The organism is Halobacillus amylolyticus (assembly GCF_022921115.1).
GTDB lineage: Bacteria > Bacillota > Bacilli > Bacillales > Halobacillaceae > Halobacillus_A > Halobacillus_A amylolyticus.
This window is the reverse complement of record NZ_CP095075.1, coordinates 1,043,590-1,059,336: the sequence shown is the minus strand read 5'-3', so window position 1 is coordinate 1,059,336 and position 15,747 is coordinate 1,043,590. Positions and strand designations below refer to the sequence as shown.

Below are 15,747 nucleotides of genomic sequence, written 5' to 3'. Positions count from 1 at the left end.
ATGGCACAAATGACAATGATTCAAGCCATCACTGATGCGATGCGCACAGAACTTAAGAACGATGAAAACGTGCTCATTTTTGGTGAAGACGTAGGCCAAAATGGCGGTGTATTCCGTGCAACAGAAGGTCTTCAGGATGAATTCGGAGAAGACCGTGTATTTGATACACCACTTGCCGAGTCAGGAATCGGTGGTTTGTCCATCGGTCTTGCTTTAACTGACTTCCGTCCGGTTCCAGAAATCCAATTCTTTGGATTCGTTTACGAGACAATGGATGCGATTAGTGGTCAAATGGCTCGTTACCGTTATCGTACTGGGAACACGAGGAATATGCCGATTACCATCCGCTCACCATTTGGCGGGGGTGTTCACACACCTGAGCTTCACGCTGACAGTTTGGAAGGTTTAATGGCTCAGCAGCCAGGTCTTAAAGTCGTCATTCCTTCTAACCCTTATGACGCAAAAGGTCTTCTTATCCAATCGATCCGTGATAACGACCCTGTTATTTTCCTTGAGCATATGAAACTTTATCGTTCATTCCGTGAAGAAGTTCCAGAGGAAGAATATACAGTTGAACTTGGAAAAGCCGAAGTGAAGCGGGAAGGTACAGATGTTACTTTGATTGCTTATGGAGCTATGGTACATTCTTGTCTAAAAGCAGCTGAGGAGCTTGAGGAAAACGGTGTTAGTGCTGAAGTGATCGATCTTCGTACAGTAAGTCCTGTCGATTACGAGACTATTTTAGCTTCAGTTGAGAAAACTAATCGTGCCGTAATGGTTCAAGAAGCTCAGAAACAAGCAGGAATTGCTGCGAGTGTTGCTGCTGAAATTCAAGAAAAAGCTATTCTTCACCTTGAAGCACCTGTTCTGCGTGTAACAGCGCCGGATACAGTCTATGCCTTCACACAAGCTGAAGAAATATGGCTGCCTGACCATAACGATATTGTTGAAAAAGCAAATAAAGTAGTTAATTTTTAATCATCTCTACTAATAGGAGGTAATAACCGTGGCGTTCGAATTTAAACTGCCTGATATCGGTGAAGGTATCCACGAGGGTGAAATCGCAAAGTGGTTTGTTAAACCTGGTGATGAAGTAAAAGAAGATGACGTACTTTGTGAAGTGCAAAACGACAAAGCAGTTGTTGAGATCCCTTCCCAAGTCGACGGTACAGTCAAAGAGATTCACGTTGATGAAGGTGAAACGACAACAGTAGGTACAGTCATTATTACGATTGACGACGGTTCTGAGGATTCTGGTGAGGAATCAAAAGAAGAACCTAAAGAAGAACCTAAAGAAGAGTCAAAAGATGAAGCAAAAGAAGAAAAACAAGAAGCTTCAAAAGAAGAAAAATCAACAGAACAGCCTGCAGCTCAATCCGATGATAGTGATGTTGATGAAGATAAACGTGTCATCGCTATGCCGTCAGTAAGAAAGTATGCACGTGATAACGATGTTGATATCCGTAAAGTGCAGGGCTCAGGAAAGAATGGCCGAATCCTTAAAGAAGATGTAAACAGCTTCTTAGATGGTGGACAAGCCAAAGCTGAGGACAGCCAAGAAGACGCGGCTAAAGAAGAAAAGGCAGAAACCTCTACTAAAGCAACAGCGGAACCAGCTGGCGAAGCTTATCCTGAAACTCGTGAGAAGATGAGCGGCATGCGTAAAGCGATTGCTAAGGCAATGGTTAACTCTAAACACACGGCCCCACATGTTACACTTATGGATGAAGTGGATGTATCAGAGCTCGTAGCTCATCGTAAGAAATTTAAGGCCGTTGCAGCAGAACAAGATATTAAGCTGACCTATCTTCCTTATGTAGTGAAAGCACTCGTTTCAACTCTTAAGAAGTATCCTGTTCTAAATACATCACTGGATGATGAAACGGATGAAATTATTCAAAAACACTACTATAATATTGGTATTGCAGCTGATACGGATAAAGGATTACTTGTACCTGTTGTAAAAGATGCTGATCGCAAGTCAATCTTCTCTATTTCAAGTGAAGTGAATGAATTGGCTGTTAAAGCACGTGACGGGAAACTTTCTTCAGAAGAAATGAAGGGTGCTTCAACAACAATCACAAATATCGGTTCAGCTGGTGGACAATGGTTCACTCCCGTTATTAATCACCCAGAAGTAGCGATTCTAGGAATTGGACGTATTGCCGAGAAACCAGTTGTACTTGACGGGGAAGTAGTCGTTGCTCCGGTACTTGCTATTTCATTAAGCTTTGACCACCGTATGATCGATGGTGCCACAGCTCAGCATGCAATGAATAACATCAAGCGTTTACTGAACGATCCACAACTAATTATGATGGAGGCGTAAAGTATGGTAGTAGGAGATTTCCCAATTGAATTAGATACGTTGGTAATAGGGGCGGGTCCTGGCGGCTATGTGGCTGCCATCCGCGCCGCCCAAACAGGTCAAAAGGTAACAATTGTAGACAAAGGTACTCTAGGCGGTGTTTGTCTAAACGTTGGTTGTATCCCTTCTAAAGCACTTATTCAAGCGAGTCATCGCTTTGACCATGCAAAAGGTGCAGAGGACATGGGGATTCAGTCTGAAAAAACAACCGTTGACTTTTCCAAGGTTCAAGAATGGAAAGGCGGCGTGGTTGACAAGCTGACTGGCGGTGTTGAAGGACTACTTAAAGGGAACAAAGTCGACATCGTTAAAGGGGAAGTGTATTTTGTAGATAAAAATACAGTACGCGTAATGGACGAGAAAAACTCTCAAACTTACACATTCAATAACTGTATTATTGCTACAGGATCTCGCCCAATCGAGCTTCCTTCCTTTAAATTTTCTGACCGTGTACTAGATTCTACAGGAGCTCTTGATCTAAAAGAAGTTCCTAAGAAACTAGTTGTCATCGGTGGAGGTTACATTGGTACAGAGCTAGGGACTGCTTATGCTAATTTCGATACAGAAGTAACCATCCTTGAAGGCGCGAAAGATATTCTTGGCGGTTTCGAGAAGCAAATGTCGACTCTCGTTAAACGTCGTCTGAAGAAAAAAGGTGTAGAAGTAGTTACAAACGCCATGGCTCAAGGTGTTGAGGAAACAAAAGATGGTGTTACTGTTAAATATGAAGTAAAAGGCGAGGAGAAATCAATTGAAGCTGATTACGTTCTTGTAACAGTCGGTCGTCGCCCTAACACAGATGAAATTGGCTTAGAGGAATTAGGAATTGAAATGAATGATAAAGGTGTCATTCAAACTGATAAACAATCCCGTACAAGCATTGATAACATCTTTGCAATCGGTGATATTGTGGAAGGCTTGCCACTTGCTCACAAAGCTTCTTATGAGGGTAAAATTGCCGCTGAAGCAATTTCTGGTGAGAAATCTGAAATTGACTACCTAGGAATCCCTGAAGTTGTATTCTCAGAGCCAGAACTAGCTTCTGTAGGTTATAGAGAGCAGGAAGCGAAAGACGCAGGGTATGAAGTAAAAGCTTCTAAATTCCCATTCGCGGCCAATGGACGTGCGCTATCCCTTAACGACAGTGACGGCTTCCTGAAGCTGATCACTCGTAAAGATGATGGACTAGTTATTGGTGCTCAAATCGCTGGGCCGAATGCTAGTGACATGATTGCTGAGCTTGGCCTTGCCATCGAATCAGGCATGACAGCTGAAGACTTGGCTCTAACCATCCATGCTCATCCAACATTAGGTGAGATTACGATGGAAGCAGCAGAAGTTGCGATGGGACAACCTATTCATATCGTTAAATAATAAGTGAAATTTAAAAAGCTCCTAACTCTTAAAATGAGTTAGGAGCTTTTATTATTGTCATAGAGGTGAGATTAACTTCTACATAGCGTCTAAGGATATGCCGCCCAGCCAAAATATTTAATTAAAAACAAAAGGGCACCTTTATTGAAAGGCGCCCTTTTTGTTTGCTTATTTTTTCTTTTTAAGATCAACTACTTTTGCTTCGGCTTTAAATTCTTTAAATAGGGAGAAACACATCAGAATCATGATAATGGTGAATGGGAAAGCGGCGATAATGGCTGCTGTTTGCAACGCCGTCAGTCCACCTGTCCAAAGTAATACAGCTGCTGCACTTGCCTGAATAATCCCCCATACAAACTTAACTTGGTTTTTCGGGTTAAGACTTCCGTGTGTCGTCTGCATGCCTAATACAAAGGTGGCAGAGTCAGCAGATGTAATAAAGAATGTACTAATCAACAGCAGGGCAACAACAGTCATGATACCACCAAGTGGAACATGCTCAAGCATGGAGAAGAGCGCAACTTCTGTACCAAGGTTTGATACATCTGAGAATATGTCTACACCGTTAAAGAATTCTAGTGAAATGGCTGTTCCGCCAAATACTGAGAACCATAATGCGCCGAAAACCGTTGGTACTAACAAAACACCTAAAATAAATTCTCGAATGGTACGTCCCTTGGATACACGCGCAATAAATGTTCCTACAAACGGTGCCCAGGAAATCCACCAAGCCCAATAGAAAATCGTCCAATCTTTAATCCATGTGTACTCTTCATCGGCAAATGGATTCAGTCTGAAACTCATATATGGCAGATCGCGTACGTACGAACCAAACGTCGTAGTAAAGTAATCCATAATGAAGCCTGTAGGACCTAAGAATAAAACCATAAGCATGAGCAGTAAAGCCAGCACAATGTTAGCATTACTTAAATATTTAATTCCTTTATTCAGCCCTGTCATGGCAGATGTCATAAACAAAACAGTAACAATTGCAATAATGATTAATTGTAATCCGAAGGTATCTTCCAGTCCATCTATAGAGTAGGAAAGCCCGCTCGAAATCTGCAAGGCACCTAAGCCAAGAGAAGTGGCTACACCAAAAATAGTGGCAAATACAGCAATAAAGTCGATAAGAGTACCTAATCCGCCTTTAATTCGCTTTTCACCTAATAGTGGGATAAGAGCGGCACTAATAACACCAGGGGCTCCTTTTCTAAATTTGAAATAAGCAAGCGCTAAGGCTAGTACAGCGTATATTCCCCATGGGTGTAAACCCCAATGGAAGAAGCTATATTTCATGGCTTCTCTTGCAGCACCTTGAGACATTGGTTCCTGGCCGATGGTAGGTGTATTGTGAAAGTGAGATAGTGGCTCAGCCGCACCCCAAAATACAAGCCCGATTCCCATACCTGCACTAAACAACATGGCGAACCAAGTGATATAAGGATATTCTGGCTCATCATCTGGCTTTCCTAATTTAAGTTTTCCATACTTAGAAAAAATTAAATAAATAGCAAAAATTAAAAAGCCAGTAGCTGACAGTAAGTAAAACCATCCAAACTTTTCTGTTATAAATCCTTGAACAGTTGTTGTCACATTAGATAAACTTGCTGTACCTAGTATATCTTCAGGGATTACTCCCCAAATGATAAATAATACAGCTGCAACTAATGAAATGTAAAACACTTTTGATACCTGTTTCACAATTATCATCCTTTCTTCTTTTTTATATCTTACAGTAGATCTACTCGCTATAGTATTGCAGTACGGTTTTCATATGTGCGGCGGAGATTTTAATTCCCCAGGACCTCATGAAAACAGAGCAGCTCGTACATAAGAATCGTTTGTGGAGGCAGCTGATGTTTATAATAATTGGAATGTACTACATGCAACTCCTTCCACCTCCAAAATAGGTAATCGAACTTTTCAACTTTTTGTAGGTGTACTTTGTCAATTCCGTGTGCAGGACCTCTAATGCTCTCGCAAAGGATTGCACGAGCTTGTTAAGTAACTGCTTATCCTCCGCACTAAAATCATTTGGTGCGATACGTACATACTGTAGATTACCTATGTGATAGGTGATTTGCTGCAGGGCGCGAAGTTTTTTTGGCCAATTGAAAAGCCTGCATTTGCTCAATTGTATCGTGTAAAACTTCCATTCTCCCCTTTGAAACTGCGACAGTTGAAAGGTTCTTTCTAGGCGTACAGTCAATTCGCGATAGGCCCCGAAATCCTGGTATTCTTCTTTCCGTTAGATTCTCCTTTACCATCCGATATTATGCGAATGATCAATTGTGAGGCATGGACGAACAGTTCGTTAATGCATTTGTAAATACACGGAGAATAATTAGGCGGCAATAAGAAAAATTAACAAAAGTTGAAATGACGATACCAATAGATGTAGTACCCAATCTTGTGATAAACGAAACAAAATAATCATCTTGAAAGTCGGGAATCATGGCAGTTGCTGTTATTGTCGCAACTAAAATTCTATCATCAAGTTTAAACAGCATGGTGACCATAGCGGCTAAAGCATATGTTAATGCCCTTTATCAACAAGAGCATAGAAGCCTGTCACTGATGACGCTCCAATGGCTGAAGCAGGAAAGCGGATCATTGCTTTTTTTATCGAATCAGCAGCTGTGTGCCCGATAGTAACAATCGCTGTAATGACTGCAAAAATGATAGGAAAATTAAAAAAACCACAGAAAAGTGCGGTTAGAAACACGGAAATACCTATTTTAATTGTACGCCCACCGAATAAATAAAAACCTTTTAAAGAGTTAAGCACGTTTATCACCTAAATGAGTTCAAGTGGTTACTAAACAACAATTTCTAATTATAACTTAAATTTTGTCAAAACGATAGTAATAATGGAAAACATTATACTATAATAGAGGATGTGGAATTACATAACAGGGGAAGGAACATGAAAAAAATGACCGGTATGCTATTGTTAGTTTTATTGCTCACAGCTTGTGCAGGGGAGCAGGCTGCAGTGGAAAAGGAACCGGAACAGCCAGAGCAAGCAATGGACGAGCAATCATCAGCTGAGCAGATTGAGAAAGAGAAGAATAATGAGGCAGAATCGAATGAAGCTGATAAGCAAGAGGATACAAAGGAAGAAAAGGATGAAACAGTAGTAGCAAGTGCCTTAGAACCAGAATACGAGCTAACGGATGTATGGTCATTTAAACCTATTAACGATGCTAATGAACAAGTTGCATTACTAACTTTTGATGACGCTCCAGATGAACACGCATTAGATATAGCTAAGAAGCTTAAAGAGCTGGATGCTCCTGCAATATTTTTTGTGAATGGTCATTTTATAAGTAGTCCAGAAGAGCAAGAAGTATTGAAGCAAATTCATGAGCTCGGTTTCCCTATAGGCAACCATACAGCTACACATGCCTCATTGAGGGATATTTCAAAAGAGCAGCAGAGAGAGGAAATCGTTGGCCTGAATGATAAGATAGAAGAAATTATTGGAGAGCGTCCAAAGTTCTTTAGAGCTCCGTTTGGTCAAAACACGGATTTCTCTATGCGACTTGCAGAAGAGGAAGGTATGCTAGTCATGAACTGGACGTACGGATATGACTGGAATGCTGAATATCAAAATGCTGGGGCGCTTGCTGACATTATGGTAAATACCGAGCTTTTAGCGCCTGGAGCCAATTTGCTTATGCATGATCGCGAGTGGACAGCACAAGCTATCCCCGCTATAGTCAAAGGAATAAGAGATAAAGGATTTGAATTATTAGATCCATCGTTAATCAAAACTCCATAATAAATTCAGTTGAATCGAAAACCACCGAGGTTTTCGGTTCTTTTTTTAGTTATAAACCCGTAAAATTAAAAGAAGGCCATTTAGTATGTCACATTTTTTAAAGAGTTATACTTTTGGGGTTGATTTATTTAATGTGACATATTAAAATGAAAGTACATTGAAACCGATTACAAATAAAGGTGGGGTGTACAACATGGGTACAATAGTATGTCAAAACTGTCAAAAGGTTATCGAACACTTTGAAAATGAAAAAGTATCAACCCTTTACAGCAAATGTCCATCTTGCAATAAGTCAAAGAAAAAATAAAGATATAAAAAATCCACTGTTCACTTAAGGACAGTGGATTTTTTATGTTAAACGGCTAATGAGGGCGTTAGGTGTGAGCGATAGCATTGGATGCCTCGTCTTATCTCCAGAACCTATTTAAATGCACGATGTTCTTTTATGACATGTAGAGTTTTTAAGGAATCATCCTCTGGGCCTTGGACAGGTAGACCAGCCTCAATATTTTCACGAATATAATTAATGTTTTCAACTGTTATAATTTCACCAGGAATAAAGATTGGAATGCCTGGAGGATAAACCATGATGAATTCCGCACTAATCCTTCCAACTGATTCATTAAATGGAACAACTTCTGTTGCTGCATAAAAGGCATCACGCGGAGAAAGTGCAAGTGAAGGAATATCAGGCACTTGAACCGTGATTTGTTTTTGCATAAGAGAAGGCTTATTTTCTAAAACAAGTTCTTGTAACGCTTCTAAAAGGAGTTGTACATCTTGCTCCCGGTCTCCAGGAGTAATGATGCACAGGATATTGTATAAATCTGATAATTCAACTTCAATTTTATATCTTTCTCTAAGCCATACTTCCACATCATACCCGGACAATCCGAGGTTCTTCACTGAAACGATCAGCTTGGTTGGATCATAATCAAACGTGGCATCACTTCCTAGTAACTCATTTCCTGGGCAATAGAGTGGTGCTAATTTGTTTATCTCACTTCTAGCGTAATCCGCCAATATTAAAGACTGTTCAAGTAGATCTCTCCCTTTAACTGCTAACTGCCTTCTTGCTGTATCCAAGGAGGCAAGTAAAAGATAAGAGGTAGAGGTTGTCGTCAACATCGAAAGAATAGCTTGAACCCGTTCGTGTGACACAAGACCTTCTTTTAAATTTAAAACCGAACTTTGCGTGAGTGCTCCACCTAACTTATGGACACTCGTTGCTGCTAAATCGGCACCAGCTTGCATAGCAGAAGCCGGGAGTCGTTCATGGAAATGAATGTGCACACCGTGAGCTTCATCAACGAGTACCGGTATAGTAAATGAGTGGGCAATGTTTACAATTTGCTTAAGATCCGCTGATATGCCAAAGTAGGTTGGGTTAATAACGAGTAATGCTTTGGCATCAGGGTGAGCCTGACAAGCTTTTTGAACAGCCTCAGGTGTAATACCGTGAGAGATACCTAATCGATCATCAAGCTCAGGGTGAATGAAGATTGGGGTTGCCCCTGAAAAAATAATCGCCGATGTAACAGACTTATGCACATTTCTAGGTACAATAATTTTATCGCCAGGCTGGCAGACACTCATAACCATAGTCATAATTGCTCCGGAAGTACCTTGTACAGAGAAAAAAGTATAATCCGCACCGAAGGCTTCTGCAGCCAAGTCCTGCGCTTGCTTGATCATTCCATGGGGGTGATGTAAGTCATCTAAAGGTTCAATATTTATTAAATCGATGGATAGCGCATTTTCACCGATAAATTCAGCGAATTCTCTGTCCATTCCTTTTCCTTTTTTATGTCCGGGAATATGGAATTGTGTTGGATTTTTTTCAGTGTGCTCTTTTACCCCTGTGTACAAGGGGGTTTGGTTTTGATTCATAATTGACCACCTCTTCATTAAGCGTGAGAGCAAATGAATTATAGCAAAGGATAGCATTTGTGGCTAGCCTTATTATTCAGTAAAAAAGGACGCGCTGGCGCGGAACTTTTTTACTGAGCGCCGGTAAAGTTAGACTGAGCGCCGGTAAAGTTAGACTGAGCGCCGGTAAAGTTAGACTGAGCGCCGGTAAAGTTAGACTGAGCGCCGGTAAAGTTAGACTGAGCGCCGATAAAGTTAGGCTGAGCGCTGATAAAATCAGTCTGAGCGTCGATAAATCAGAGGCAGGTGGCTAGTAAGACTGTTTTGTTACATGGTAGTATTAGAGAAGGAGGGATGTATGATGGAATGGAAAAATCGTGTAACGGAAACGTTGAAGATTACCTACCCTATTATTCAAGGAGGCCTTGCGCATTTAGCTTACGCTGAATTAGCTGCAGCTGTTTCAAATGCGGGAGGACTTGGGCAAATTACAGCGATGAGTATGGAGAATGCACCAGAACTTCGTGAAGAAATACATAAACTTAGAACCATGACGAACCAATCATTTGGGGTCAATTTTGCTATCGGTCAGCATGGAAGACCTTTTGAAGAAATGGTTCAGGTAGCAATCGATGAGGAGGTGCCGGTTATATCAATTACAGGTGGAAATCCTAAACCTGTCATTGATATGGTGAAGAACAAACCGATTAAAATATTAGTATTAGTAGCGGCAAAGAGACAGGCAGAAAAGGCTGAGGAGCTTGGTGCAGATGCTGTGATGGTGGTGGGCCACGAGGGTGGCGGTCATTTGGGCAGAGCGGATACGAGTACATTAATCTTGACCCCTCAAGTCGCTGAATCAGTATCGATCCCTGTCATTGCTTCAGGGGGAATTGGTGATGGGAAAGGGTTAATGGCTGCTCTAGCCTTAGGTGCTGAGGGAATTGAAATGGGCACCCGTTTTATTGCAACAAAAGAGTGTGTACATGCCAATGACGTGTATAAACGGACTTTAATTGAATCCGATGAAAATTCAACGGTAGTCATTAAACGCTCTCTTGGAGCACCTGCGCGTGCATTGAAAAATTCATGGACAGATCAGATTCTTGAGTTAGAAAAGGACCAGCCTGGATATGACGTGTTAAAATCCTATATTAGTGGAGAAGCGAATAAGCGGTTTATTCATAATGGGGAAGGGAATGGCTTTGCCTGGGCTGGTCAAGTCACGGCTCGTATTAAAGACGTCCCATCAGTAGCGGAATTAATGAATCGAATCATAACAGAGGCGGATACTATCCGGACAGCTTGGTCTAAATAAAAGGAGTGGAATACAGTGAGTTATAGTTATCCGATTGATGAGACTTACTGGTCAAAGGAAGAGATTATTGATGTGGTCAACTTTTACTCAATGGTAGAGCAAGCTTATGAGTCTGGTGTGAAACAGGATGAGCTGTTGCTTGCTTACACGAGGTTTAAACAAATCGTTCCATCAAAAAGTGAAGAGAAACAGCTTTGTAGCCAATTTGAAAAAGAATCAGGTTATTCCTGTTATCGTACTGTTAATCAGGCTAAGTCAGCTGCTTCAGGTGAAAAAATTAGTATGAAATAGATAAATAATCCCCGAGATCCGCCTTATGAGGACCTCGGGGATTATTTAAATTGATTTCGCGTAACGATATAACGGTTCTAGGGTTTGGAAAGTTTCCCGGCATAATTCTAAAAAGGAATCAGGATCCTTTAAACGCTCGTCATTCCTGCTTAGGTTTAAACCACAGAGGATTTCAGCTTTCTTAACATTCTGCAGTCGTTCAAACATTTCGGTAAATGATTGATCAGATATTTCCTCCTGTATGAAAGCTTCAGGTTTTGTGTGATCAATCGACCAAACGAAGTGATCTGGGATCATCGACCGGATTTCTTTCTTATTTTTTAACAATTTTTGTGCAAATGATTCTTTTATTGGACTTTCATAAATAACGGCAAACCAAATAAAGATATGGCTTTCCCACAATCCTATCTGGAAGTGGGGCAGTTTCTTATACCCCCGTTTACTTGAAGCTAGTGCGGCCCACGTATCATTGGGAGGATTAGTCGTCCTTCTAGCATGTTTCGCTACATGAACGAACATTTCATCTCCTGTCATCGCTGTGAGGTCAGGGGCTAATTCACAAGCAATGGCATCAAGCTTAGGGGATAGTTGTTCTCTTAACACCTCCATCCTTGCTTCAAGTCCTGATATAGCAAATACATCAAAGTCCTCTTGTGTAAATCCTGTAAAATCACTCATGTTCTCACTCCTCTATTTTCTAATGAAAGTTTATCATAATGGGCAGTGATCTCTAAGTAATGTGTTTAGATGGTTTGGATTATATGAAAATGGGTTATTAATAAGTAAACTTTAGAAGGTTTTGGACATATATATAAATAAGGATTGGAAGGGGAGGAAAGGCAGTGAAACATGTAATGGAAACGTTGCGTAAAAGAGAAGCTGAAGAAAGGCTCCCAGTCATCCGTCTTGAGATTGATTATGAATTAGTCACACTGCATGATGCAATACTGGCTCAAGATAAGGAGCAGATCAAGGCAAGTAAAGTTCGGCTTACCGAACTTAGAAAACAATTAATTGAATGGTCATCTTAGAAAAGAGCAACGGAGCGGTTGCTCTTTTTTTGGCCGCACTTGTTTTTCACCTGAAGTCAGTTAATTATGTGCAGTTTGTGAATCGATCTGGTACGATATAGGAATACTACCGATTGAAGGAGCTTTCCACCATGGATAAAATTCACAGAAACCAACTATATACACAGGCCAAGGAATGGGTCCTGGAAGCAGGTCAGCGAATTAGAAGTAAAATAGATGATCCGAGAACAATTGAAACGAAATCCAATGCGAACGACTTAGTCACAGAGATGGACCAGGAAACAGAACAATTTTTTGCCGAGAAAATTAGAGAAACATATGAGGACCATCTCGTTTTCGGTGAAGAGGGCTTTGGTGATGAAATTAAGAGTCTTGATGGGACCATATGGATTATTGATCCTATAGACGGGACAATGAATTTCGTTCATCAAAAGAGGAATTTTGCTATTTCAGTTGGAATATATCAGGACGGAATTGGCGAAATAGGCATCATTTATAATGTGATGGAAGATACAATCTATACCGCTAAAAGAGGCGAGGGAGCATACAAAAATAATCGTCAGCTGGCTCAGCTTCCTGAGGAAAGTTTGTTAAAACAAGCTATATTTGCTTTAAATACGACGTGGATGCTGCCTGAGAACCCTTACGTATCACATCAAGGTATTCATGAACTTGTGAAAACATTAAGAAGTACACGTACTTACGGTTCAGCAGCCTTAGAATTCGCTTTTGTTGCTGAAGGAGTTATAGATGGCTATTTGACGATGACACTGATGCCATGGGATATTGCGGCGGGCATGGTTATCCTTAAAGAAGTTGGGGGCACGGTCACAACTGCGGGTGGTCAAGATGTAGATATGCTCAACAAGACAACGATATTAGCATGCCATCCTATGCTCCATGATGAAGTCCTTGAAACTTTTGTCGATTTGAAGAAATAAGAAAGCTGCCTGGTGAGGCAGCTTTTCCTATGCATTTTGTTGTTTTCTTTTCTTTGTTAAACCAAAGCCCATAATGGCAAAGCCTGCAATTAAAAATAAACCGGCAAGCCAGAAGAGCTGCTGGCCAAGTGCAAAGCCGACAAAGGAAAACGATAAAATCACGCAAAAAGCAAGTAAAAACATATTCCAGCTAAAATTTTTCAAAAGGTTCACCCCATTCTCTACTATTATAATCGATAACGACTGGATTTGAAAACGGGTAACTAAGGATACATAAGCAAATACTAGTGGCATTGAATTCTATGATTTAGTATGATGAATAAGGAAGAGAAAGATGTAAGGGGGATCCTTATGACAGATATGTCTACATTAGCTGTGCCTACAGATTTATGGCCGATTGCTGATTTCTTTTTTAGAGGGCTTGGAAGTGAAGTAAATATGAATAACGAAGCGGAAGTAGCGGTATTGTTTCGTTCGTTTTTTCTATTATATCTAACCACAGTTATTCTGGCGATTATTACGTTTAAACTTGGTTTTGCTAAGAAGCTGCCGATTGCTAAAGCGGCTGTTGTTTACGCCGTTCTTGTTATAGGTACATTTATCCTTACACTAATCTTAGGTTTAAATTTGCCGATCGCCGAAAGTTTACTTGTAGCTGCACTAATATTGGCAGTATACCGTGTCCGTTTACATAAAGAACGGGAAGGCCGTCAAGAAAGTTAACAATATACGAAAAGCCCTGACGTAAAGAGCAGGGCTTTTCGTATAGAAAGGAACCTTGTACATCATTAAGGTAATCTTAGTCTTCTTTATGATAAATGCTTTTCGCGCTTTCTCTCCCGATTAAAACGGAAATGACCCGTATTTAGACGTTTTTTGGTATTTTCCCCAATCCGATCATGACAGGATGGACACATGTACGTGTGGATCCTGCGGTTTCTTAATCTTTTCGCTTGTAAACAATAGCTGTCTATTTTTTCAATTGCATCGCACAGCACGCACTTTACACGCATAGTAATCACCTCTACCTTTTCATGCTTATATGATAACATGTTTAGAGAAAGTGCGCATTTTCTACTGTGATTTATGTTTTAATAAAAATAATTGGGGAACATTAGTGCTAGAAGTGAGTGTTCAAAAAGTTGCCAAATTAGAGCAAGCCAAAGAAGAGATTCGCCTCTTATCATTTGGTGACTTTTTGAACATCCTCTAGAAGAAAGGAAAGGGTGATTTTGTGAAGAAGCGTTGGATTTTTACTGCAGTAGGTGCAGCAGCTGGGGGAACATTAGCCTATTTTATGAAGGATGAAGACAACCGTAAGCGTGTGACAGATAAGGCCAAGTCCTTTCAAGCAAACTTGACGCAAGATAGTGAACAAGGCGATATGCCAATTGAAGAGGCTGGTCAGCCAGAGGCTTCAAATCCGGAAAACTCAAAAATGGTTTCCGAAGGTTCACAGTTTGGTGTTCAATACTACAATGAGCTCACAGAAAAGGAACGGGAAATTCTAGAAAGAAGTAACAGCTAAATCCTCATAGGATTTAGCTGTTTTTTGCACTGAACGTTTAATTGAACTAATTTTCCTTGGATTGTTTTTCTTCAATCTGTTCTAGTTTTTCTTTTTCTTCTTTAGGAATAGTCTGTTTGTTTGTGTCAGGCGGTGCAGGTTGATCTTCGATTGGAGCTTCTGGCATATAACGACCAACAATTTCGCTTAGTTCCTCTGTAATGGCTTTTACAGGATGTCCTTGTGCTGCCTTTTCTCCAATTCCCCTGAGGCGTTCTACACCATCTGCATCTGCAATGACAACGGCCTCCTTGCCATAAGGATCATGCTTTAAAGCCTCGGCTACCGAGAACTTAATGACACCAACTCGTGATCTGTCCAGGTCTTTATCTACATCAATCCCGACGGCTACGTAAGATCCGAGCACAACAGCGGTTGCGTCGTGAACTCCAGGAACTTCTACAGCTAGCTTGGCTAAATGTCTGGCTGTCTGTTGGTTTGACTTGTCAGGTTCTTCGACTGGATCAGAGTCGGTTACATACTGCATATGAGAGTTGCTGCCTTCGCGCTCTTGAAGTAACTGTTTCTCACCTGTTTGCTGACATGCAGACAACAGGATCAAACCTATAATTAACATTGTCATTTTCATACGGAACACTCACTTTTTTTTATAGCTTGTGGCAAATACGGGTGTTTTATACACAAAAAAGGACAGCTTGTTTGCTGTCCTCTCCAACTATTCGAATATAATTTTTTTAATTCCTGTAATCGGTGCTTCTTTGTTGGATCCGTCTTCAAAATACAGGTGAACAGGACCATTTTCTTTTAATGGTTTTCCTTCTATTGAAAATAATAATAAAGCATTGGATAAATCATCGGTATCGATGGAATGATCTCCATTATCTGTAACTAAAACAGCCTTTTTAACCATGGGATCAGGTTCACTGGTGTGAATAAAAGGTTGTAAAGGCATTAAGAAAGTTTCTGTCTTAATGCGTTCCTTTTCTGCTCGGGTTAGACTTTTGTTAACTGGAGGATTTATTTTTTGTTGATATACTTCCCGGTCAAATCGAAGGGACTTTCTTTTCAGTTCGTCTTCAACTTCTTCTTGTTCAGGAGCTTCTGAACCATTGAAAACCTCGTCGTAAGTAAGTTTACGGTCATCAAAAATCCACACGGTTGGATCGAGGGTGATAGGAAATTTTACTTGACCTGACAATTGTACTATCAAGTGATGCGCCACCTTTCAAATTAAAATCTT

At 40.6% G+C, this 15,747-nt stretch carries 20 protein-coding genes; 11 read left to right on the top strand and 9 right to left on the bottom strand.

Annotated features, from left to right (window positions below; all coding sequences use genetic code 11):
- From MUO15_RS05615 to lpdA, 3 genes are read left to right on the top strand one after another with little or no spacing between them, the layout of a single operon-like run.
- Positions 1-978 carry an alpha-ketoacid dehydrogenase subunit beta gene (locus tag MUO15_RS05615; protein WP_245034206.1) on the top strand — a complete coding sequence of 326 codons (978 nt, stop codon included), beginning with the start codon at positions 1-3 and terminating at the stop codon, positions 976-978.
- 28 nt (positions 979-1,006) lie between these two features.
- Complete coding sequence (locus tag MUO15_RS05610; protein ID WP_245034204.1) at positions 1,007-2,329, top strand: dihydrolipoamide acetyltransferase family protein; 1,323 nt, start codon at positions 1,007-1,009, stop codon at positions 2,327-2,329.
- A 3-nt stretch (positions 2,330-2,332) separates the two neighbouring features.
- Positions 2,333-3,742, top strand: a complete 1,410-nt coding sequence (gene lpdA / locus MUO15_RS05605) for a dihydrolipoyl dehydrogenase (protein ID WP_245034203.1) — start codon at positions 2,333-2,335, stop codon at positions 3,740-3,742.
- A gap of 168 nt (positions 3,743-3,910) precedes the next feature.
- Here lpdA and MUO15_RS05600 read toward each other — a convergent pair whose 3' ends face one another.
- The 3 genes from MUO15_RS05600 to MUO15_RS05595 form a co-directional block, all read right to left on the bottom strand.
- The gene (locus MUO15_RS05600) at positions 3,911-5,446 is read right to left on the bottom strand and encodes a glycine betaine uptake BCCT transporter (RefSeq protein ID WP_245034201.1); all 1,536 of its coding nucleotides are present in this window, start codon (positions 5,444-5,446) and stop codon (positions 3,911-3,913) included.
- A 584-nt stretch (positions 5,447-6,030) separates the two neighbouring features.
- Entirely contained in the window at positions 6,031-6,255 is a 225-nt protein-coding gene (locus MUO15_RS22095) for an aromatic acid exporter family protein (RefSeq protein ID WP_396266344.1), read from the bottom strand.
- Between the two features lie 26 nt (positions 6,256-6,281).
- Positions 6,282-6,533, bottom strand: coding sequence for an aromatic acid exporter family protein (locus MUO15_RS05595; RefSeq protein WP_245034199.1), 252 nt, complete (start codon positions 6,531-6,533; stop codon positions 6,282-6,284).
- A 138-nt stretch (positions 6,534-6,671) separates the two neighbouring features.
- Here MUO15_RS05595 and MUO15_RS05590 point away from each other — a divergent pair, with 138 nt between their 5' ends.
- The gene (locus MUO15_RS05590) at positions 6,672-7,529 is read left to right on the top strand and encodes a polysaccharide deacetylase family protein (RefSeq protein WP_245034197.1); all 858 of its coding nucleotides are present in this window, start codon (positions 6,672-6,674) and stop codon (positions 7,527-7,529) included.
- Between the two features lie 193 nt (positions 7,530-7,722).
- The gene (locus MUO15_RS05585) at positions 7,723-7,836 is read left to right on the top strand and encodes a GapA-binding peptide SR1P (RefSeq protein WP_244752638.1); all 114 of its coding nucleotides are present in this window, start codon (positions 7,723-7,725) and stop codon (positions 7,834-7,836) included.
- A gap of 113 nt (positions 7,837-7,949) precedes the next feature.
- Here MUO15_RS05585 and MUO15_RS05580 read toward each other — a convergent pair whose 3' ends face one another.
- Positions 7,950-9,419 carry an aminotransferase class I/II-fold pyridoxal phosphate-dependent enzyme gene (locus tag MUO15_RS05580; RefSeq protein ID WP_245034195.1) on the bottom strand — a complete coding sequence of 490 codons (1,470 nt, stop codon included), beginning with the start codon at positions 9,417-9,419 and terminating at the stop codon, positions 7,950-7,952.
- Between the two features lie 340 nt (positions 9,420-9,759).
- Between MUO15_RS05580 and MUO15_RS05575 the strand changes: the two genes are divergently transcribed.
- Both MUO15_RS05575 and MUO15_RS05570 read left to right on the top strand, forming a co-directional pair.
- The gene (locus MUO15_RS05575) at positions 9,760-10,716 is read left to right on the top strand and encodes an NAD(P)H-dependent flavin oxidoreductase (RefSeq protein WP_245035862.1); all 957 of its coding nucleotides are present in this window, start codon (positions 9,760-9,762) and stop codon (positions 10,714-10,716) included.
- 15 nt (positions 10,717-10,731) lie between these two features.
- Positions 10,732-11,007 carry a UPF0223 family protein gene (locus tag MUO15_RS05570; protein WP_245034193.1) on the top strand — a complete coding sequence of 92 codons (276 nt, stop codon included), beginning with the start codon at positions 10,732-10,734 and terminating at the stop codon, positions 11,005-11,007.
- A 45-nt stretch (positions 11,008-11,052) separates the two neighbouring features.
- Here the strand turns inward: MUO15_RS05570 and MUO15_RS05565 are convergent, their stop codons facing one another.
- On the bottom strand, positions 11,053-11,685 hold the full coding sequence (locus MUO15_RS05565) for a YktB family protein (protein ID WP_245034191.1): 633 nt from the start codon (positions 11,683-11,685) through the stop codon (positions 11,053-11,055).
- A 164-nt stretch (positions 11,686-11,849) separates the two neighbouring features.
- Here MUO15_RS05565 and MUO15_RS05560 point away from each other — a divergent pair, with 164 nt between their 5' ends.
- Positions 11,850-12,038, top strand: coding sequence for a hypothetical protein (locus tag MUO15_RS05560; RefSeq protein WP_245034189.1), 189 nt, complete (start codon positions 11,850-11,852; stop codon positions 12,036-12,038).
- A 131-nt stretch (positions 12,039-12,169) separates the two neighbouring features.
- Positions 12,170-12,979 carry an inositol monophosphatase family protein gene (locus tag MUO15_RS05555; protein WP_245034187.1) on the top strand — a complete coding sequence of 270 codons (810 nt, stop codon included), beginning with the start codon at positions 12,170-12,172 and terminating at the stop codon, positions 12,977-12,979.
- A 27-nt stretch (positions 12,980-13,006) separates the two neighbouring features.
- Here the strand turns inward: MUO15_RS05555 and MUO15_RS05550 are convergent, their stop codons facing one another.
- Entirely contained in the window at positions 13,007-13,192 is a 186-nt protein-coding gene (locus tag MUO15_RS05550; RefSeq protein WP_245035860.1) for a DUF5325 family protein, read from the bottom strand.
- 138 nt (positions 13,193-13,330) lie between these two features.
- Between MUO15_RS05550 and MUO15_RS05545 the strand changes: the two genes are divergently transcribed.
- A complete protein-coding gene (locus MUO15_RS05545) occupies positions 13,331-13,702 on the top strand; it encodes a YlaH-like family protein (RefSeq protein WP_245034185.1) in 372 nt (123 codons plus the stop codon).
- Positions 13,703-13,788: 86 nt separating this feature from the next.
- On the opposite strand, the gene MUO15_RS05540 is transcribed toward MUO15_RS05545, so the two are convergent.
- On the bottom strand, positions 13,789-13,992 hold the full coding sequence (locus tag MUO15_RS05540) for a YlaI family protein (protein WP_245034183.1): 204 nt from the start codon (positions 13,990-13,992) through the stop codon (positions 13,789-13,791).
- A 221-nt stretch (positions 13,993-14,213) separates the two neighbouring features.
- Here MUO15_RS05540 and MUO15_RS05535 point away from each other — a divergent pair, with 221 nt between their 5' ends.
- A complete protein-coding gene (locus tag MUO15_RS05535; protein ID WP_245034181.1) occupies positions 14,214-14,507 on the top strand; it encodes a hypothetical protein in 294 nt (97 codons plus the stop codon).
- Positions 14,508-14,553: 46 nt separating this feature from the next.
- Here the strand turns inward: MUO15_RS05535 and MUO15_RS05530 are convergent, their stop codons facing one another.
- Both MUO15_RS05530 and MUO15_RS05525 read right to left on the bottom strand, forming a co-directional pair.
- Positions 14,554-15,135 (bottom strand): YhcN/YlaJ family sporulation lipoprotein, encoded by a 582-nt coding sequence (locus tag MUO15_RS05530; RefSeq protein ID WP_245034179.1) that lies wholly within the window; start codon positions 15,133-15,135, stop codon positions 14,554-14,556.
- Positions 15,136-15,222: 87 nt separating this feature from the next.
- On the bottom strand, positions 15,223-15,717 hold the full coding sequence (locus tag MUO15_RS05525) for a hypothetical protein (RefSeq protein ID WP_245034177.1): 495 nt from the start codon (positions 15,715-15,717) through the stop codon (positions 15,223-15,225).
- Positions 15,718-15,747 lie beyond the last annotated feature (30 nt).